The sequence below is a fragment of the Akkermansia sp. genome, from assembly GCF_020860705.1.
Lineage (GTDB): Bacteria > Verrucomicrobiota > Verrucomicrobiia > Verrucomicrobiales > Akkermansiaceae > Akkermansia.
On record NZ_JAJBTT010000036.1, the window covers coordinates 17,336 to 36,019 of the forward strand.

Annotated in this window: 16 protein-coding genes and 1 pseudogene; 5 read left to right on the top strand and 12 right to left on the bottom strand. The window is 57.3% G+C overall.

Features of this window, described 5'->3' with window-relative positions; genetic code table 11:
- Positions 1-35: 35 nt before the first annotated feature.
- Both LIO64_RS07860 and LIO64_RS07865 read right to left on the bottom strand, forming a co-directional pair.
- Positions 36-506: a dihydrofolate reductase gene (locus tag LIO64_RS07860; RefSeq protein WP_290548891.1), complete on the bottom strand. Its 471-nt coding sequence runs from the start codon at positions 504-506 to the stop codon at positions 36-38.
- Between the two features lie 20 nt (positions 507-526).
- Positions 527-1,342 carry a thymidylate synthase gene (locus tag LIO64_RS07865; RefSeq protein WP_290548892.1) on the bottom strand — a complete coding sequence of 272 codons (816 nt, stop codon included), beginning with the start codon at positions 1,340-1,342 and terminating at the stop codon, positions 527-529.
- Positions 1,343-1,485: 143 nt separating this feature from the next.
- Between LIO64_RS07865 and cls the strand changes: the two genes are divergently transcribed.
- Complete coding sequence (gene cls, locus LIO64_RS07870) at positions 1,486-2,940, top strand: cardiolipin synthase (RefSeq protein WP_290548893.1); 1,455 nt, start codon at positions 1,486-1,488, stop codon at positions 2,938-2,940.
- Between the two features lie 106 nt (positions 2,941-3,046).
- Entirely contained in the window at positions 3,047-4,570 is a 1,524-nt protein-coding gene (locus LIO64_RS07875) for a pyruvate carboxylase subunit B (RefSeq protein ID WP_290548894.1), read from the top strand.
- 112 nt (positions 4,571-4,682) lie between these two features.
- Here LIO64_RS07875 and LIO64_RS07880 read toward each other — a convergent pair whose 3' ends face one another.
- The 7 genes and pseudogenes from LIO64_RS07880 to LIO64_RS07905 all read right to left on the bottom strand — a co-directional run bounded on the left by LIO64_RS07880 (position 4,683) and on the right by LIO64_RS07905 (position 12,019).
- Positions 4,683-5,390, bottom strand: a complete 708-nt coding sequence (locus LIO64_RS07880) for a hypothetical protein (protein WP_290548895.1) — start codon at positions 5,388-5,390, stop codon at positions 4,683-4,685.
- A gap of 145 nt (positions 5,391-5,535) precedes the next feature.
- A complete protein-coding gene (locus LIO64_RS07885; RefSeq protein WP_290548896.1) occupies positions 5,536-6,819 on the bottom strand; it encodes an MFS transporter in 1,284 nt (427 codons plus the stop codon).
- A 20-nt stretch (positions 6,820-6,839) separates the two neighbouring features.
- On the bottom strand, positions 6,840-7,484 hold the full coding sequence (gene eda / locus LIO64_RS07890) for a bifunctional 4-hydroxy-2-oxoglutarate aldolase/2-dehydro-3-deoxy-phosphogluconate aldolase (RefSeq protein WP_290548897.1): 645 nt from the start codon (positions 7,482-7,484) through the stop codon (positions 6,840-6,842).
- A 4-nt stretch (positions 7,485-7,488) separates the two neighbouring features.
- Positions 7,489-8,889 (bottom strand): glucuronate isomerase, encoded by a 1,401-nt coding sequence (gene uxaC, locus LIO64_RS07895; protein WP_345779579.1) that lies wholly within the window; start codon positions 8,887-8,889, stop codon positions 7,489-7,491.
- Between the two features lie 15 nt (positions 8,890-8,904).
- Positions 8,905-9,747 (bottom strand): SDR family oxidoreductase, encoded by an 843-nt coding sequence (locus LIO64_RS13035; RefSeq protein WP_345779580.1) that lies wholly within the window; start codon positions 9,745-9,747, stop codon positions 8,905-8,907.
- Positions 9,736-10,905 (bottom strand): annotated as a pseudogene (uxuA, locus tag LIO64_RS13040) (mannonate dehydratase); the annotation flags it as partial. The gene LIO64_RS13035 and the pseudogene uxuA, both read right to left, overlap by 12 nt.
- Positions 10,906-10,924: 19 nt before the next feature.
- Entirely contained in the window at positions 10,925-12,019 is a 1,095-nt protein-coding gene (locus LIO64_RS07905) for a sugar kinase (protein ID WP_290548900.1), read from the bottom strand.
- A 260-nt stretch (positions 12,020-12,279) separates the two neighbouring features.
- Between LIO64_RS07905 and LIO64_RS07910 the strand changes: the two genes are divergently transcribed.
- Entirely contained in the window at positions 12,280-13,467 is a 1,188-nt protein-coding gene (locus LIO64_RS07910) for a hypothetical protein (RefSeq protein ID WP_290548901.1), read from the top strand.
- 25 nt (positions 13,468-13,492) lie between these two features.
- On the opposite strand, the gene LIO64_RS07915 is transcribed toward LIO64_RS07910, so the two are convergent.
- The 3 genes from LIO64_RS07915 to LIO64_RS07925 all read right to left on the bottom strand — a co-directional run bounded on the left by LIO64_RS07915 (position 13,493) and on the right by LIO64_RS07925 (position 16,539).
- On the bottom strand, positions 13,493-14,869 hold the full coding sequence (locus LIO64_RS07915) for an MATE family efflux transporter (RefSeq protein WP_290548902.1): 1,377 nt from the start codon (positions 14,867-14,869) through the stop codon (positions 13,493-13,495).
- A gap of 140 nt (positions 14,870-15,009) precedes the next feature.
- A complete protein-coding gene (locus LIO64_RS07920; protein ID WP_290548903.1) occupies positions 15,010-16,086 on the bottom strand; it encodes a P-loop NTPase in 1,077 nt (358 codons plus the stop codon).
- A gap of 240 nt (positions 16,087-16,326) precedes the next feature.
- On the bottom strand, positions 16,327-16,539 hold the full coding sequence (locus LIO64_RS07925; RefSeq protein WP_128220696.1) for an RNA-binding protein: 213 nt from the start codon (positions 16,537-16,539) through the stop codon (positions 16,327-16,329).
- A gap of 545 nt (positions 16,540-17,084) precedes the next feature.
- Here LIO64_RS07925 and LIO64_RS07930 point away from each other — a divergent pair.
- Together LIO64_RS07930 and LIO64_RS07935 are read left to right on the top strand one after the other, a co-directional pair.
- Entirely contained in the window at positions 17,085-17,828 is a 744-nt protein-coding gene (locus tag LIO64_RS07930; protein WP_290548904.1) for a hypothetical protein, read from the top strand.
- 252 nt (positions 17,829-18,080) lie between these two features.
- Entirely contained in the window at positions 18,081-18,500 is a 420-nt protein-coding gene (locus LIO64_RS07935) for a hypothetical protein (RefSeq protein WP_290548905.1), read from the top strand.
- Positions 18,501-18,684: the final 184 nt, after the last annotated feature.

An 18,684-nucleotide genomic window follows, 5' to 3' on the forward strand; every position in this document is an offset into this window, starting at 1 on the left:
CGCAGGGAATGCGGAAAAGAAAACGGCAGCTCCCCCTACTCGTACAAATACAGGTCAAATCCGTCAAACCGCTCCTGCAGGGAGGCATGCCCCAGCCTGTCTTCAAACGGAGGGAGGAAGGTATCCGCCGGGTACTCGTCCTTCACATGGGACACCCACATGCGGGACATGAACGGCATCATCAGGGAAAAGATTTCCGCCCCGCCGATGACCATGACCTCCGGATCCGCCAGGTCCATCTGTTCCAGCTCCTCCACGGAATGAATCACCTGCACGCCTTCCGCCGTCCAGGCCGGGTCTCGGGTCAGCACAATGTTCTGCCTGTTGGGAAGCGGCCTTCCGATGCTCTCATAAGTCTTGCGCCCCATCAGCACGGGATGGCCCGTCGTGATGCGCTTGAAAGTCTTGAGATCGTCCGGCAAATGCCAGGGCAACGCGCCCCGGTAGCCGATGCCCCGGCCGGGAGACATGGCGACCACTCCTGTGTACGTAACGGACGGTGACATGAGGATGCTGGATCTGGAGGTTAAACGGAAACAGGCGCCTTGATGTGCGGCAGGGGATCATACCCCACGAGTTCAAAATCTTCATACCGGAACCCGTCTATGGTCCTTACCTCCGGGTTGAGCTTCATGACCGGAAGCGGGCGCGGCGTGCGGGACAACTGTTCCCGCGCCTGGTCCAGATGGTTCCGATACAGGTGCAAGTCCCCGAAGGTATGGATGAATTCCCTGGCCTCATATCCGCACACCTGCGCCGTCATGAGCAGCAGCAGGGCGTAAGAGGCTATGTTGAACGGAACCCCCAGGAACAGGTCCGCACTGCGCTGGTACAGCTGCAGGGAAAGACCGTGCTTCTCTTCGCCCGGCTGGGCGGGAATCACGCAGAACTGGAACAGGGAATGACAGGGAGGCAGCGCCATGTCATCCACCACGGCCACGTTCCACGCGCTGACAATGTGCCGGCGGGACCAGGGATTATTCTTAAGGCCGTCTATCAATCTGGCAATCTGGTCAATAGGCTGGCCGTCGTTTCCCGGCCAGCAGCGCCACTGCGCGCCGTACACGGGCCCCAGTTCCCCGTTCTCGTCAGCCCATTCGTCCCAGATGCTGACGCCGTTGTCCTTCAGGAACTTGACGTTGGTTTCCCCTTTCAGGAACCAGAGCAATTCATAAATAATGGAGCGCAAGTGGAGCTTCTTGGTAGTCAGGCACGGAAAACCGTCGCGCAGGTCATACCTGCTCTGCCGTCCGAACACGCCAATGGTGCCCGTCCCCGTACGGTCCTCCCGGCCCACTCCATTGGTCAGAACATCCTCCAAAAGTGCCAAATACTGCTTCATTCCCTTAAATTACGCTTTTCTAATCCGTGGGCTCGTGATAATACGAGCATGCGCCACTTTAGTATCATTTCCAGCTTTAAAAGCCAGCCTTTTCACCGCTTCCCATTGTTTTCCTTTTCCGCATTCTTTCCGGTTTCCATCCCATGATCATCCCTGAAGAGCCTTATTTGGAATTTGTCGCCCTGTGCCACATTGCAGGCGCATTTTGCCTGATTCCGGCCCTGCTCCACACGCGCACGCCGCAGGGGACCATCGCGTGGCTGATCTCCCTGCTGGCTTTCCCGTATATTGCGGTGCCCTTTTACCTGATCCTGGGGCGCCGGAGGTTCAGCGGATATGCGGAAACGCGCCGGAGGCAGACGGATCCCGAATCCTCCTGGGGGGAACTGACGGATAAGATCACGAACTGCATGGCTCCCTACACCGTCAAGCCCTCCGACAAGGCGGGAAACATCATGCATACGCTTTCCAACATCGTGCGCCTGCCCGTCTGCCGCGGCAATTCCTGCCGCCTGCTCATTGACGCGGACCATGCCTTCCCGCGCATTTACGACGCCATCAGGAACGCGGAACATTACATCCTGATTGAATTCTTCATCATCAAGAATGATTCCGTGGGCCAGAACCTGAAAAACCTGCTGATTGAACGCGCCAGAGACGGCATTCAAATCTACATGCTTTATGATGAAATCGGCTCCCACAAACTCCCCCCCGGCTACATCTCCGCCCTGCGGAAGGCGGGAGTGAACATTGAGCCCTTCAACGGGAAGCGCCACTTCCTGAGCAACATCCTGCGGCTGAACTTCCGCAACCACCGGAAACTGGTGGTGGTGGACGGCTCCACCGCCTTCATCGGCGGCATGAACATCGGCCGGGAGTACCTGGGCAAGGGGGCCCTGGGCTACTGGCGCGACACGTTCGTGCAGCTGGAAGGCCCCTCCGTGCAGCAGACTCAGATCAGCTTTCTGGAAGACTGGAACTGGGCCATGCTGAAATCCGGCCCTTCCTCCCTTCCCTGCCTCTCCTGGGAGATCACCCCCCAGCCGGAGGATGAAACCCTGCTGATCCTGCCGTCCGGCCCCGCGGACGTCATTCCCGCATGGAAGACCACGATCATCGCCCTGGCGAACAGCGCCACCCGGCGGCTCTGGATAGCCACCCCCTACTTCGTCCCGGATGAAGGAGTCATGGCCGCCCTCCAGGCCGCCGCCCTACGGAACGTGGACGTGCGCATCCTGCGCCCGGAACGGGCGGACCACATTCTGGTGAAACTCTCCTCCTTCACCTTTCTCCGGGACCTGGACACGTACGGCATCCAGGTATGGGCCTATCAAAAGGGATTCCTGCACCAGAAGGTGGTCCTGATGGATGACGACATCGCCACCGTGGGAACCGCCAACCTGGACAACCGCTCGCTGGCCCTGAACTTTGAACTCACGGCCGTCATCCATTCCCCTGCCGCCTGTGCGGAAGTGGCAGCCATGCTGGAGAAGGATTTCTCCTCCTCCAAAAAGGAATCCCTGGAGGATTACAACAACAAATCACTGGGGTTCAAAATGCTCTGCAACCTGGCGCGGCTGATGGCTCCCGTCCAGTAACTCTTCCAATCGGCCCGTTCTTGTATGCTTGACCTGTAACGGCGCGTGTGAGAAAATAATCCTCAAGAAGCCACCTCTTCAATTTTTAACAATAGTTAACTAAATAATGAATCCTGTTACATTCAATTGTACTGTTCTCCGCGACGGGCACCAGTCCCTGGCGGCTACCCGCATGAAGACGGCAGACATGCTGCCCATCGCCCCCATTCTGGACTCCATGGGCTTCAGCGCCCTGGAAACCTGGGGCGGCGCCACCATTGACGCCGGACTGCGCTTTTTGAAGGAGTGGCCGTTTGACCGCTTGGACGCCCTGAAGAAAGCCGCTCCCAAGACCCCGCACATGATGCTCCTGCGCGGCCAGAACATCGTGGGCTACACCAACTATGCGGACGACGTGGTGGAAGCCTTCGTCGCCATGAGCGCCAAGCACGGCATGAACATCTTCCGCATTTTCGACTGCGTGAACGACCCGCGCAACATGGAAACCTCCATCCGCGCTGCCAAGAAGGCCGGAGCCCAGGCGCACGGCACCATCTGCTACACCACCTCCCCCGTGCACACCACGCAAAGCTTCGTGGACATGGGCCGGGAGCTGGCGGACATGGGAGCGGACGCCATCGTCATCAAGGACATGGCCGGCCTCATCCCCCCCTATGTGACCCATGAACTGGTCAGCGCGCTGAAAAAGGACCTCAACATCCCCGTCTGGATCCACACGCATGACACCGCGGGCCTCGGCGCCTCCACGTACCTCAGCGCCATTGACGCCGGGGTGGACGCCTGCGACGTTTCCATCGCCCCCTTCGCCAACGGAACGGGCCAGCCGGATTGCCTGCGCATGCTCGCCCTGCTGAACGGCAATTCCCGCAAGCCGGATTACGACACGGACAAGCTCATTGAAGTGTCGGAAATGCTCAAGCCCATCTATGAATCCATGGGCAAGTTCACCTCCCACCGCAACGAAGTGGTAGACTCCGACACGCTGCGCTACCAGGTGCCCGGCGGCATGCTTTCCAACTTCCGCACCCAGCTCAAGGAACAGGGCATGGAAGACAAGTTTGAAGAAGTGTTTGCGGAAATCCCCGTGGTTCGCAAGGCCCTGGGCTGGATTCCGCTGGTGACTCCCACCTCCCAGATCGTGGGCGTGCAGTCCATGCTGAACGTGAAATTCGGCCGCTGGAAGAACATCACGCCCCAGGCGGCGGACATCGCCCTGGGCTACTACGGCCGCACCCCGGCCCCCGTGGACCCGGAAGTGCAGAAGCTCTGCGCGGAAAAAATGGGCAAGGAACCGATCACCTGCCGCCCGGCGGACCTGATCAAGCCCGGCATGGAAGACCTGCGCAAGAAGCTTGCGGAAAAGGGCCTTCCCACGGACGACGAACACTGCGTGATCTACGCCATGTTCCCGCAGCAGGTGGAAGACTTCTACAGGAAACCCGAACCGCAGCCGGAAGCTCCCGTGCAGGTGAACACCGCTCCTGCCGCCGCGCCCGCACCTGCAGCTCCGTCCATGACCGTCATCGACAACGGCATCACCGCCCAGGTAAGTGGCTCCTCCGGCTCCCGTGACCTGACCATCGTCATCAACGGACAATCCCACTCCGTAAAGGTGGAACGCGTCGGTTAACAAACTTCCGGAATACCTGATTTGAACAACTTGCGGGCTGTCCCTTCATGGAAGGGGCAGCCCGCTTTGTCATGACGGATTCCTGAAAAAGGACTCTCCGTCACGTCTTCATTCACTTGGCAAAGACCAGCATTTTCCTTGCTAGTGTTTCACCTAGGGGCGTTGCCGGAATCTGCTTGACGGAGCCGGGCTTGATCTGATGGGTGAAGCCATGGGAATCCACTGCCTCGCTGCTATCTGCCGCTTCACAGCGGTAATAACTCAGCCGGGTGCTGTCCTTTTCCTTGCCCCACCAGGAAGCATCGACATCCTTGATGGCATGGTTGCTGTTCTTCAAAGCAGTCAGGGACAAGCATCTTACCTTGTCACCCCAATGAAGGGCGATTACTTCGTCAGGTTTAGCCTTATCCGGAATAGACTGCAACACACACCAATGGGCGTGAATTCCGGAATTACTGGGGTTGCCTCCGGCATCCACGCAGAACGGCACCATGCAGAGTCCTCCTTCATCCAACGTTTTAGTAATGGAGGAAACATCACAGGCAACAGACCGGCACTTGATTTTGGGAGAAGCCAGAGCATTGATATAACCGGCCATGGCCGCCGTAGCGTCATATAATTCTCCAACAATGGTTTTCCCGTCCTTCTTGAATCTGTTCCTCAGGGATTCCTTTGTTTTGTCCCCGTTTGCCGTAGCGGGAATGTTCATATTATAGAGATATTCCAGGACAAAGGACAGGGCATAGAGACCGCAGGTCGGCCCCCGCTGGTCCTTGAATTCAACTTTCCGGCCTTCCGGATTGGTAATTGTAATAGACATAATTCAATAATAATGGCGTGGGGGATTCATTTCCCGCACGCCATTATTACAGCGCAGAAACGCGGCGAATGCATGCCCGGCCATTCCTGCGGCGGCTTCTTTCTTTCCAGCGAATGGAACAGACCCATGAAAGGAAAGAGAAGCCCTATCCATTTTCCCTGGGTTCAACCATGCTGATTTTCGGAATAATGAGGCTGAATATAATGAAGGCGGCCAGATACGCGCAGCCGCAGACCATGAAAATGATGTCGTACCCGTGGGAGGCATTCCCCTGCGCGGCGAACCAGGACAGGGTCAGGCCCACGGCCGTCTGAAACAGCACGCTGCCAATCTGCCCCGCCATGCCGGAAAGGCCAGTGATGGACGCCACGTCAGACTTCGGGAACATGTCGGAACCCAGCGTGTACACGCTGGCGGACCACGCCTGGTGGGCGCCTCCCGCCAGGCCGAGAACGGCCACAATGCTCCACATGTCAAAGTACTGCACAAAGATCACCGGAAGCACGCAGCAGGCAAAGATAAGCATGGAGATTTTTCTCACCTTGTTCAGGCTCCAGCCCCTGCCCGCCAGGAACTTGGTCAGGCTACCCCCCAGAATGCTCAATACGGTCACCAGGGCGTAAATGACGATCAGCGGCAGGGCGGATTCCTTGATGTCATAGCCAAAGTGCTTGCTGAAGAAGTCCGGCAGCCAGAAGAGGAAGAACCACCAGATGGGGTCTGTCAGGAAACGGACCAGGATGAGGCTCCAGGACTGCCGGTAGGCAAGCAGCTTTCTCCACGGGATGGACGCCCGGGCTTCCTCCTTTTCCGCCTGCGCCAGTGCGGCGGATTCCTCCGCCAGCTTCACGCGCGGGTTTTTAGGCATCCGGAGCCAGAACACCACCCACAGGAAGCCGAGAACGCCGGCGGCAATGAAGGCTGACTGCCAGCCCCACGCCGCGGCAATGAACGGAATGGTGGCCGGGGCCACCAGCGCCCCGACGTTCGCCCCGGAATTGAACAACGTGGTGGCAAACACGCGCTCCCCGGAGGAGAACCAGTTGGTCACCGTCTTGATGCTTGCCGGGAAGTTGCCGCCTTCCCCCAGCCCCAGGATAATGCGGCTGAGCCCCATGGATTTGACCCCCACGGCGAAGGCATGGGAGAGCGCGCCAAGGCTCCACCACATGATGGAAATGGCAAAGCCCATGCGGGCCCCGTATTTGTCGATAATCCACCCGAACATGGTCAGGCCCACGGCGTAGGACGCCTGGAAGATGGACATGATCATGCCGTACTGGGCGTCCGTCCAGCCCAGTTCATGGTCCAGAACGGGCTTCAGGATGGAAAGAATCTGGCGGTCCAGGTAGTTGATCGTCGTTGCCGCGAAGAGCATGAAGAGAATCATCCACCGGAAGGAATCCTGTCTGGGTTGTTCCTGGATCATAGGTAAAATGCGGGTCAGGGTTAAATGGCGGTTGTTTGCAGGGCCTTCAGGGCTTCCCGTGTGCGTTTTCCTATTTCCTCCCAGTCTCCGGCCTGGATCAGGGAAGATTCGCAAATCCAGGAACCGCCGCAGGCAGCCACTTCCGGAATTTCCAGCCAGGAGCCGATGTTGCCGGCGTTGATGCCTCCGGTGGGCATGATGCGCACGCCCGTATGGCGGAAGGCGGCCAGCAGGGATTTAAGCATCTTGACGCCTCCCGCGGCTTCCGCCGGGAAAAACTTCTGGAACTGGCATCCCAGGGAAAGGGCCTGGCTCATTTCCGAAGCCGTGGAAACGCCCGGAACAAACAGGAAATCCAGCTCCGCGGCGGCCTTCACCACCTGCGGGTCAAAACCGGGAGCCACGCCGAACGCGGCTCCCGCACGGCACGCGTCCGCCGCCTGCTCCGGCGTCAGCAGGGTGCCCGCCCCTACCAGCATTCCGGGCAGCTCCCGGGAGATGCGGGCAATCGCCTCCGCGGCGGCAGGCGTTCTGAACGTGATTTCCATGCACCCGCAGCCGTTGTCCAGCAGGGCTTTGGCAAGGGGTACGGCCTTGTCCGCGTCATGGAGAACGACGACGGGTACAAGCTTGATGGCGGATAATTTTTCCAGCAGTGTCTTCATCAGTTTAAAAGTTGAAATATTGTTTGGCGTTATGGTAGGAGATGTCCGCCACCATGGAGCCTATCATCTCCATGTCGTCCGGAACCAGGCCTCGGGCCATGTCCTGCCCCAGAATGCGGCACAGGATGCGGCGGAAGTATTCATGCCGCGTGTAGCTCAGCAGACTGCGGCTGTCCGTCAGCATGCCCACGAAGCGGGAGAGCATCCCGAGCTGGCTGAGGGTTTCCAGATGGCGCGTCATGCCGTCCATCTGGTCCAGGAACCACCAGGCCGCGCCGTACTGCATTTTTCCCGCCGTCCCGCCGTCCTGGAAACTGCCGCAGAGCACGGCCAGGGCGGCGTTGTCCCGCGGGTTGAGGTTGTACAGGATGGTGCGCGGCAGGGTTCCCTTCTGAGCGGAACGGTCCAGCAGGCGGCCCAGGGGGGCCATGTACGTGAAATCCGCAATGGCGTCAAAACCCGTGTCCGGCCCCAGATCCCGCAGGGCGGCGCCGTTCGGATTCCGCAAGGCACCTATGTGGAGCTGGCGCACCCAGTCCTTCCCGGAGTCCAGTTCCGCGAAGAAATCCATCAGGAAATTGGAAAAACGGGCGGCATCCCGGGGCACTATTTCCCCGCCCTGGAGGGCGGTGCTGAACAGGGCGGCGGCTTCCTCTCCGGAAAGGCTTTCCTCGTCAAACGCTTCCAGGGAGTGGTCCGAAAGCTTGCAACCGTTCCGCGCAAAAAAGTCATGCCTGGCGGCAAGCGCCTTCCTGAAAGCGGCCAAATCACGGATTTCCATGGAGGAAGCCCGTTCCAGGCGTTCCACCCATTCCCGCCATGCCGCGCCCTGATGGACGGCGCGCGCCTTGTCCGGGCGGAAGGTGGGGAGCAGCTTGACGGAATCCCCGGAAGCGGCATGCCTCCGGTGGGCGGCCAGGTCGTCACAGGGGTCGTCCGTGGTGCACACGGCTTCCACGTTCATCTTTTTCAGGATATCCAGGGCGCCCATCTGTCCGGACTGGAGCATGGCGGAGGTCTTTTCCCAGACTTCCCCCGCCGTGTCCGGCCCCAGCAGAAGGCCGGAAATGCCGAAGGGGCGGCGCAGTTCCAGATGCGTCCAGTGGTAAAGCGGGTTGCGCAGCAGGCGCGGCACCGTAGCCGCCCAGGCGTCATACTTCTCCCGGTCCGGGGCGTCTCCGGAACAGAGGCGTTCCGGAACCCCGTTCGTCCTCATGGCGCGCCATTTGTAATGGTCACCGTCCAGCCAGAGCTGGGCGATGTTGGAGAACTGGCGGTTGTCCGCAATGGCGGCAGGATCCAGATGGGAATGGTAGTCAATGATCGGCCGGTTCTCGGCGTACTCATGGAAAAGCGCCTTTGCCTGGGGAGTATCCAGCAGGAAATCGTCGTTGATGAACATGATGGTGAAGATGGGCTGTTATACTCCGGAATAGGCCAGAAAGCCCCCGTCCACGGGAATGATGGTCCCCGTCACGAAGGAGGCGGCAGGAGAGACGAGGAAGCGGAGCGCCCCGCAGAGGTCCTCCGGATCACCGAAACGGTGCATGGGCGTCTTCGCAAGCACCTTCCGGCCGCGCGGCGTGGGGGTTTCCCCATCCTTCTCCATCATCAGGAAGCGGTTCTGATCCGTGATGAAGAAGCCGGGGGCAATCGCGTTCACACGGACGCCCAGCGGCGCCAGATGCGTGGCGAGCCACTTAGTGAAGTTGTCCACAGCGGCCTTGGCGGCTCCATACGCGCCCACCTTGGTCAGAGGCTGGAAGGCGGCCATGGAGGAAATGTTCACGATGCAGCCGCCGGAAGCGGCCAGCAGTTCCCCGAACACCTGGGAGGGCAGGATGGTGCCGATCATATTGAGGCGGTTCACGTATTCAAAGCCTTCCATGTCCATGCCGAAGAAGCCCTGCTCCGCGGGGGTCTCCGGCGTGCACTGCTCCGCGGGGCTGGTTCCACGCGGGTCGTTGCCGCCCGCGCCGTTCACCAGAATGTCCAGCCGTCCCCACTCTTCCTTCACGCGGGAACAGGCCTGTTCCAGAGCCGCCTTGTCCAGCACGTCCGCGGCCAGCACCAGCGTCTGCCCCAGTCCTTCCGCCGCCAGCTGCCGCTGGAGGTCTTCCAGTTTGGAACGGGTGCGGCCCAGCAGCGCCACCCTGGCTCCGGCCTTCAACAGATCCCTGGCCATGACGGAACAGAGCACGCCCGCGGCTCCGGTCACCACAGCCGTCCTGCCCACCAGCGGGCGGAAGGACTGAAGCCCCATCGCCAGCCCGCGCAGCTCCGCCAGGCCGATTAAGCGGCCGCCGTAGGAATACCCGGCATAACAATGTTTTTCCAGATCAATGTCCATCAGCTTCCCGTGGTCCGGCCGAACCGGAATGCGCCACTCCGCCCATCCGGCGGCCTTGCGCCGGGCTTCCTCTTCCAGAAGGCACTGCATGGCATAGGCCATATCCGTATGGCCGCAGAGGTGGGAACCGGATTCACGGAAGCTTTCATGGTCCCGGTCAAACACCGTATTGCGGAAATGGGCAAAATACACCCTGTCCGCAAACTCCTCCATCAGCAGGTGCGGAGCGTTGGAATAAAGACCGCCCAGGGATCCGGTACAGAGCGTGAAGCCGGAATGCGGGGAGGGAACTTCACGCACCATCCGGCGCATGTCCTCCTCATCGCTCAGGATGCGGGGCAGCCCGAAGATGGGCCGGGGAGGGTCGTCCGGATGAATGGCCATGCGGATGCCCGTTTCCTCGCACACGGGCATGATTTCATTCAGGAAATCGTACAGGTTCCGGCGCAGCTGCGCATCGTCTATGCCCTCATAGCGCTTGAGCATTTCCCTGAACTGCTCCGGCGTCAGGTCATCCACCGTGCCGGGAAGACCCAGCAGAATGGAATCCGCCAGCGCCTTGCGGGCTCCCGCATCCATGGACTGGAAAAGTTCACGGGCGCGCTCCGCCGTTTCCGGGGAATAATCGCCCTCAGCCCCTTCCCGTTCCAGAATGAACAGGTCAAACGCAGCCACCCGGGCGGCATCATATTTCAGGACGCTGCTGCCGTCCTCCATGGGAAAGGCCAGGTCGGAACGCGTCCAGTCCAGCACGGGCATGAAATTGTAGCACACCACTTTCACTCCGCCGGCGGCCAGGTTGCGCAGGCTCTGCTTGTAAATGTCCAGGTAATGCTTCCAGTTCCCGGAACGCGTCTTGATGTCCTCATGCACGGCGATGCTTTCCGCCACCACCCATTTCATGCCGGCTTCTTCAACCATCCGCACGCGTTCGGCCACGGCTTCCTCCGTCCAGAGGTCCCCGCACTTTACTTCATGCAGGGCCGTTACAATGCCAGAGGCGCCCGCCTGGCGGATGTCCCTCAGGGTAACCGGGTCGCTTGGACCGTACCATCTCCAGCTCTCAATCATGTCGGTAAAAATTAAAAGGTTAACGGTCCACGCGGGCGGTTCCGCCCTTCATGACTTTTTCCACTTCCGCCAGGGTGGCCGTGGACGTGTCCCCCGGCGTGGTCATGGCCAGCGCGCCGTGGGCGCAGCCGCAATTGACGGCATACTGGGGGCCCTTGCCGGACATCAGGCCGTAAATCAGGCCGGAGGCAAAGGAATCTCCGCCGCCCACGCGGTCCAGAATCTCCAGGTTCGGGAGGGAGAGGGAATCATAAAACTCTCCATCGTAATACAGCATGGCCGCCCAGTCGTTCAGGGTGGCCGTACGGGCCACGCGCAGCGTGGTGGCCGCCGCCTTGAAGCCGAACTCCTTCACGGCGCGGCGGATCATCTGGCGGTAGGAATTCTGGTCAATGTGGGAAAAATCCTCCGTGGCCCCTTCAATGGAAAGCCCCAGGGAGGCCTGGAAATCCTCTTCATTGCCGATTATCACATCCACAAAAGGCGCAATGGCGCGGTTCACCTCCTGCGCACGGGGCTGGCCGCCGATGCTCTTCCAGAGGGATGGGCGGTAATTCAAATCATAGGAAACAATCGTGCCATGCCTGCGGGCGGCCTGCACGGCCTCCAGCACCACTGCGCTGGTCGTTTCCGAAAGGCCTGCATAAATGCCGCCCGTATGGAACCAGCGCACGCCATCCCTGCCGAACAGGGCATCCCAGTCCACCTCGCCGGGCTTCATCTGGCAGGCGGCGCTCAGGCCACGGTCGGAGCAGCCCACGGCGGCGCGCACGCCATAGCCGCGCTCCGTAAAGTTTAATCCCACACGGCAGTCGCGCCCAATACCGTCAAAGGGTTTCCAGGCCACATAATCCATGTCCAGGCCGCCCTGGAGCATGCAGTCTTCCAGCAGGCGCCCCACGGGATTGTCACAAATGGCGGTGACGATGGCTCCGCGCATTCTGAAACAACGCCTCAGGCCGCGGGCCACGTTATATTCCCCGCCGCCCTCGCACACGCGGAAGGAACGGGTGGTATGGATGCGGCCTTCGCCGGGATCCAGTCTCAACATCACTTCGCCCAGGGAGACAATGTCCCAGCGGCATTCTTGTTCCGATTTAATAATTAACGACATATAAAAACCTTAAACGGTACGGTTCCGTTTAGTATAAAAGAACTGTTTTTCTCCACAAGGGAAAACGGCGAAAAAAGACCAGACATGCGCCAAAATATTGATGTTAAGAATTTTCAACCCTGATTTCAACCAAGAAAAAAACGTATTGCAGGAAAAGCCCCAGGAATTCTGCAAACTGAAAAGCAACGCAAGGCACTCTAGTTCCACTTCTTCCATAAATAATTGACGCAGAGGCTTCACGTCCGTATACCGAAATCACGATGAGACGAAACAAGGACAGGCAGTCTCAAGAAGAACTGCTGGACAGCAAGCTCAAACCCGGAGAACGGGTTTTATGGAAGTGCCGTCCCGTTGAACGGAACTGGACCGTGGACGACACCAGAAAACTTCTTCTCGGAACAATTCTACTCAGCCTGTGCCTGGCATTCTTCTTCATGCTTCCGCACTTCCTGCATTTGTGCCTGCATACCAGGCCGAATTTTTTTCAGCTCCTTTCCTGTATTGGTCTTATGATTACCGTCTTCACGGTTGTATCACTGCTGACCTCTTCCCTGCATTCGCTTTTATCTCCGTGGCGAAAACGAAAAAAACGGCGCAATACTCTTTATGCACTGACGGACCAGCGCATCATCACGATCATCCGGGAATTCTTCTCTGCTGATCCCATTCCCAAACGGGTACGCCTGCACGTACATCCGCATCAAGACGGCACCGGGGATGTCATTCTTAAATACCGGAAAAGAAGCCTTGAAATAAAGGATATGGAGGATCCACGGCAAACAGCAGACACCCTGGAAAAGCTGATGAATTTTCATTCCTCCCCTGCGCTTCAGCATGGCCCTCGTCAGGTGACGAAGAGAATCCCATCGTGCACGGGAAACGCCTCTATTTCCTCTGTTTTTCCTGAAAAGAACCTGAACAGAAAACTCAAGACCGGAGAACAGATCCTGTGGAAAAACCGTCCCGTGAAAAGGTTTTGGACTTTCTCCGTCGTCAGGAAAATGCTGTACGGAACCGCCCTGCTCCTTCTTCCCCTCGCACTTGTTTTTGCAACCTGGCAGACGGCCATTGAGCTGACGGCGGATACCCTGTACACCCCCACCTTTTATTTTTTCATCCTCGGGGTGCTCATTGCAAGCGTCGTCTGGGCTTATCCCATCAAGGCATTTGCGTCTATCTGGAAGGAACGGAAGCTCCGCCGCAACACCTTTTACGTACTGACGCAACACCGCCTGATCACGGTGACGGATCAACACATCCGAACCTGTTCCGTCCACAAAATCAGGGAAGTCCGGCAACGGCTGCGCCGGAACGGTTCCGGAAACATCATCCTGAAATACGGAAAGAAAAAAATATGCCGGTTCAAGGACATCATCAACGCCCGGGAAGCGGTGGATATCCTCAAGAGGCTCCGGAGCGGGGACATTCCTACGGAACGGGAAAGATGACTCCATTCCCGTTCCGGGGAAAAGATCATTTTCCGTTCTCCCTCATCAGGGCAAATTCCCGCCTGGTGGTGCACTTTACGCGCCACAGCAGCAGCACAGCCGCCACAGACAAACCGATGATGAATCCTATCCAGATGCCGCGCGCGCCCATGGCCGGCACAATCCAGTTCGTACGGGCCAGAATGTAGCATGCCGGGAATCCCACCATCCAGTAGGAAAAGAAGGTGATGATGGTGATGGAGGCCGTATCCCGGAAACCTCTCAGCACCCCGGCAGAGAGCACCTGAAGACAATCCGGCAGCTGGTAGGCCGCCGCCAGAACCAGCAGGACGGAGGCCGTGCCGACAATGAGTTCCGAGTCATTGTACAAATGCACGATCTGCTCCCGGAACAGGGTGATGCCGCCAAACGTGCACAGGCAGATGGTAAGCACCAGCAGATAGGAGGACAGAATGGCGGATTTGGTGCCCGCCAGGTCTTTTCTGCCGTGGTGGTACGCCACGCGGATGGAGGCCGCCAGCCCTACGGAGAGCGGCAGCATGAAAACCAAGCCGCCTACATTCCCGGCAATCTGGTGGCTGGCCACCTGAGCCTCTCCCAGGGGCGCCAGAACCAGGGCGGCGGCGCAGAAGAGCATCACCTCGCACAACTGGGAAACGCCTATCGGCACGCCGAGCCGCACCAGGTGGGTGATGACGGAAGGCGTGGGCCACCGCCAGGAGACGATGTGCCTGCGGTACGGCCTGTGCTTGGGATTGAGATACACCAGCAGGAACATCAGCAGGAATTCAATGTAGAAAATAACTGCCGTGGCCGCACCGCAGCCCGCTCCCCCCATGCGTGGAAAGCCGTACATGCCGAAGACGAAGATGTAGTTCAGCGGAATGTTCAACAACAGGCCGGACACCCCTACGTACATGGCGGGCCGGGTCATGTTGGACCCCTCGTTCAAGCTCTTGAGAGCCACGAACCCCAGATTGGCGGGAAGCCCCCACATGATGGCGAACATATAGTTGGAAGCCATCTGGCACATGGCGGCGTCATCCGAAATCCAGCCGAACACGTTTCTCAAGACATCGATGACCGGCATGGAAACCAGGCTGAGCATCAATGCCAGCCACAAGCCGTGGTTGGCCATGTAGCCCACGCGGCTCTCATGGCTTTTCCCCCGCATGTTGGCAATCACGGGGCCGATGATCATCAGCACGCCGCAGGCGAACAGGGCCACCGGCAAATACACGGAAGACCCCAGCGCCACGGCAGCCATGTCCGTCACCCCGGCGCTCCCGGCCACAATGGCGTCCACCGCCCCCATGCCCACAATGGAGAGATTCACCACCAGCACGGGAAGAGCCAGCGGTATCAGTTTTTTCAGTTCCTTCAAACTCCACGTCTCATTCATTTTTCTCGTTCCTTCCATACATTCCTCCATCAGGAAGCCGGAGCATCCCGGCAAACAAGCCGGACTGGAGCGGCTGGCTCCAACCCGGCTTTACGGTTAAAGGGATCACCGGACCGGGGCCTCCTGCCCCGTCCGGACATTCAGCGGTCAAGCACCACGCGGGCGCATTGTTCAGCCACCTGGCGGAACGCGGCGGAAACCGGGTTCTGCTCAGGGTCTTCCAGGGCCACGGGGCGGCCTTCGTCCCCGCCGGAGCGGGTGGCGATGTCCAGCGGAATCTTGCCAAGGAGGGGCACGCCCAGCTTGGCCGCTTCACGCTCGCCGCCGCCTTCGCCGAAGATATGGTAAATCTTGCCGTCGGAGGGGCACTGGAAATAGCTCATATTCTCAATAACCCCCAGAATGGGGGTTTTCACCCGTTCAAAGAGGCCGATTGCCTTGCGGGCGTCAATCAGCGCGACTTCCTGCGGGGTGGTGACCACCACCACGCCGTCCAGTTCAGCCGTCTGGACAATCGTAAGCTGGATGTCCCCGGTGCCGGGAGGCAGGTCCAGAATCAGGAAATCCACGTCCCCCCATGCTACGTTGCGCAGGAACTGCTGGACGTAGCGCGTCGCCAGGGGGCCGCGCACGGCCACCGGATCGGATTCATTGATCAGCAGCCCCATGGAAAGAAGCTTCACGCCATGGGCCGTTACCGGCAGGAACTCGTCATTCTCGTTGGCTCCGGGCCGTTCCTTGGTGCCGAACATCAGGGACATGGACGGTCCGTAAATATCCAGGTCCACCAAGCCCACGGAATAGCCCAGCTTGCTCAGGGCCACCGCCAGGTTGGCGGAAACAGTGGATTTGCCCACGCCCCCCTTGCCGGAGGCTACGGCTATCACGTGCTTTGCGCCGGGAACAGAGGACTTCCAGGTGGAGGGATCGTCATTGACTCCCTTCCTGGCTTCCGGCGCCTTGTGCTCAATGTTGACATCACAATGCTTGACGCCGGGCAAATGTTTCATCACGCCATGAACGCCTTCAAAAATGTACCGGGGGATATCCGCATTCTTGCTCTCAATCACCAAATCAATCGTGACGTTGTTTTCAGCGTCAATGTCGATCTTCTTCACCAGCCCGAAGGATACAATGTCGCGGCTGAAGCCCGGAAATTTAACCGTGGTCAGCGCGGCCCGTATCAGCTCCGGAGTCAATTCCTGTTGTGTCGTCATGTGTCTGAAATACTAATGGTTACAATAAACATATCGTCTCCGGAACGCCATGGGGGCCGGAATACAAAAAAGAAACGGCAAAAAACCGGGAAGCGAAAATACTCCCTTTTTTATTTTTGACAACGCCTAATTCAGACAAAACGACTTTTTGTCTGTCAGGCGTCCAACCGTCCAGACATCCGAAAAAAGCGGGACAGACACCGCCCCGCCACCGTTAAAAGAAGAAAAAACAGAGGGATGTTATTCCCCCTGCTGCTTCAGCGTTTCCCGGATATCCTGGAGAGCCGCAATGAAGTCATCCAGAATTTCCGCAGGCACCATGATCCGGTCCCTGTTGGAACTCACCTTTTCCGTAATACGCACCACTTTGCCGCGCGTATTCTGCTTGAGATCAAGAAAGAACGTCTTGCGTTCCGCAATGATTTTTTCTGTACAAATAATATCGTCCTCCACGGCTGTAAATCTTCCTCCAGTGAAATTAGGCTTTCAGAATAGTGCTTTACTGCGGGCGGGTCAATGTTTTATTTGCACCCCTGGCAGATGCGGCGGTCAGGCAGAAGCCGGGAAAATACCGTCATTTCCTCCATCTGAACTTCCGCATTCCTTCTCCGGAAAGACCGGCTGAAAACAGGAGCGTCAACATTTACGTCTCCAACTTGATTGACTTAAAAAAACGAATGGGTTACAGGAGGATCATGGGCCAGCACAAGAAAGAATGCAGCCGCCTTCCCGGCCCGTTCATGAAGATCATCTCGTTCGACCTGTTTTTCCAAGGAAACAAATACGGCAGGAGCAAAAGCATTGCCAGTTACCTTCTTTTTACATACCTGTTCTTCGGAAGCATGTTCCTGTTCTTTCCCCGAACCTTGCGTCTCGATGAAAATTTCCTGTTGATCAGTTCCCTGTCAGTATTGATTTTCATGATCTGCTTCTTCAACTGCTTCCTTGTGTACAAAAAATCACAGGTATTGTTTTTCATCCTCTACATCCTTCCACTCATGGGAATAGTTATGTCCATGAGTCTGACGGCGCTTCCTCATCAGTTACGGCCCAGAAATATTTCAGATGCCGGACTGCCGCGGGAAAGAAAAGTGTGCGAGTCTTCCGCTTCCGGACAGGGAACCCTCCTGCCGCCCATGGGAAGCAACAAAGAAAAGTATGCGTTGCAGAGAGGTGAAACGGAAAAACCACTGCCCCCAGTCTCTTCCCTTCCCGTGCCCTACAGCCAGGGAGTCAACATCTTCACTCCCGAACAGGCCGCTGAAACCGTTTTCTCCATTAATCCCGAATGGACAGGACTTGTGACCTCATCCCAACCAGAAGTTTATACGGAAGCAGCACAACCTCCCGCATGGTGCCGGGAAACGAGAAGAGGCCTGAAACCCCATGAACGGCCCCCTTATGTCCACCAGTGGGACATCACCTGCGAGCGGGACGGGAAAACGCGCACTCTGTCCCTGTTTGCCAAAAAAGACCGGAAAAAATGGTACGTGGACATCCGGGGCAGGATGGTCCCGTGCATCCTGACGAGAGGCACCGTTGAGCAGGGGAGCTCCAACACGATGGTATTTCTTGACGCCCTGATTAACTGGTTCCACGAATGCGAAGACGGGAGGCCGCTCCTGTTGATCAGCTATCAGGTCCGTTCCTGGTATGCTGATTTGTATTTCAGCATCAAGGACGGCAAACTGCTATATCACGGTTCCGAATATGTTTCCGAAACGGGGGCGGCATCCATGTAAATCGGGCGGCCTGGGCATTCCGCCCACCGCCCATGCTGTCCCGTCCGATAGAGCTTGCTCAAGCCGGCTTCAATACAACCCGAATATCTGATATGTTACCAAGTATTAAATTCTTCTCAACATGCACTCTCGCATTGACATCTGCCGTCTTGGAGCATCTCCTGTTTGGAAAACCCGGTTGAAAGCTGACGCAACAGGCCATGGTATTCCCTGTGCAGGAAGAACTCATGCTTTCCGTTCATTTTAGACTTTATGAAAAAAATAAAAAAAATCTTTCTTATAATCGTTTCTTCCCTCTTAATAATATATATTATTAATGTATTTTACGTTTTATTCCATGCAATCCATGCTCTGAATAATTTAAAAAACGGACCAGACGTTAATAATTCAGAAATCGTTTTATATCAGCCGAACAATGGAATTGACGATGATTTCTACGTTTATGAAAAAGAAAGTTTAATCCCTGCATTCATTCCACAGGACCTGATCATTATTAAAAGAAAAGGCGATAGCGTCCAAATATGGTATGGAGGGCGTTTATCCAAATTTGATAAATGGTTCCAAATAACTCTTGACGGAGCCTATGAAGAAAAAGAATGCAATCCGACCACAGAAATTATTTCACATATAGAACACGAGTTATCAAAAAACGGATTTTTTAAATTAAATTGAGGCATCGGGGAACAGACCCCAATAAATAAAAACATCATGGTCCCAACCTTGATTCAAACAGAATCAACCCTCATCCCCTTCAGGATCAGGATGAAAGCTTTTCCGCAAGCCAACAACTTTATTCGTCCGCTTCAAACAAACCTGCTGACGGCAATATACTCAAAAGCCCTGGCGTTTTTTGACT

Excerpts from the sequence above, each read along its gene's own strand:
- LIO64_RS07860 (WP_290548891.1), bottom strand. The coding sequence starts at position 506 with ATGTCACCGTCCGTTACGTACACAGGAGTGGTCGCCATGTCTCCCGGC.
- LIO64_RS07865 (WP_290548892.1), bottom strand. The coding sequence starts at position 1,342 with ATGAAGCAGTATTTGGCACTTTTGGAGGATGTTCTGACCAATGGAGTG.
- cls (WP_290548893.1), top strand. The coding sequence starts at position 1,486 with ATGATCATCCCTGAAGAGCCTTATTTGGAATTTGTCGCCCTGTGCCAC.
- LIO64_RS07875 (WP_290548894.1), top strand. The coding sequence starts at position 3,047 with ATGAATCCTGTTACATTCAATTGTACTGTTCTCCGCGACGGGCACCAG.
- LIO64_RS07880 (WP_290548895.1), bottom strand. The coding sequence starts at position 5,390 with ATGTCTATTACAATTACCAATCCGGAAGGCCGGAAAGTTGAATTCAAG.
- LIO64_RS07885 (WP_290548896.1), bottom strand. The coding sequence starts at position 6,819 with ATGATCCAGGAACAACCCAGACAGGATTCCTTCCGGTGGATGATTCTC.
- eda (WP_290548897.1), bottom strand. The coding sequence starts at position 7,484 with ATGAAGACACTGCTGGAAAAATTATCCGCCATCAAGCTTGTACCCGTC.
- LIO64_RS13035 (WP_345779580.1), bottom strand. The coding sequence starts at position 9,747 with ATGGGGCTTCAGTCCTTCCGCCCGCTGGTGGGCAGGACGGCTGTGGTG.
- LIO64_RS07905 (WP_290548900.1), bottom strand. The coding sequence starts at position 12,019 with ATGTCGTTAATTATTAAATCGGAACAAGAATGCCGCTGGGACATTGTC.
- LIO64_RS07910 (WP_290548901.1), top strand. The coding sequence starts at position 12,280 with ATGAGACGAAACAAGGACAGGCAGTCTCAAGAAGAACTGCTGGACAGC.
- LIO64_RS07915 (WP_290548902.1), bottom strand. The coding sequence starts at position 14,869 with ATGAATGAGACGTGGAGTTTGAAGGAACTGAAAAAACTGATACCGCTG.
- LIO64_RS07920 (WP_290548903.1), bottom strand. The coding sequence starts at position 16,086 with ATGACGACACAACAGGAATTGACTCCGGAGCTGATACGGGCCGCGCTG.
- LIO64_RS07930 (WP_290548904.1), top strand. The coding sequence starts at position 17,085 with ATGGGAATAGTTATGTCCATGAGTCTGACGGCGCTTCCTCATCAGTTA.
- LIO64_RS07935 (WP_290548905.1), top strand. The coding sequence starts at position 18,081 with ATGAAAAAAATAAAAAAAATCTTTCTTATAATCGTTTCTTCCCTCTTA.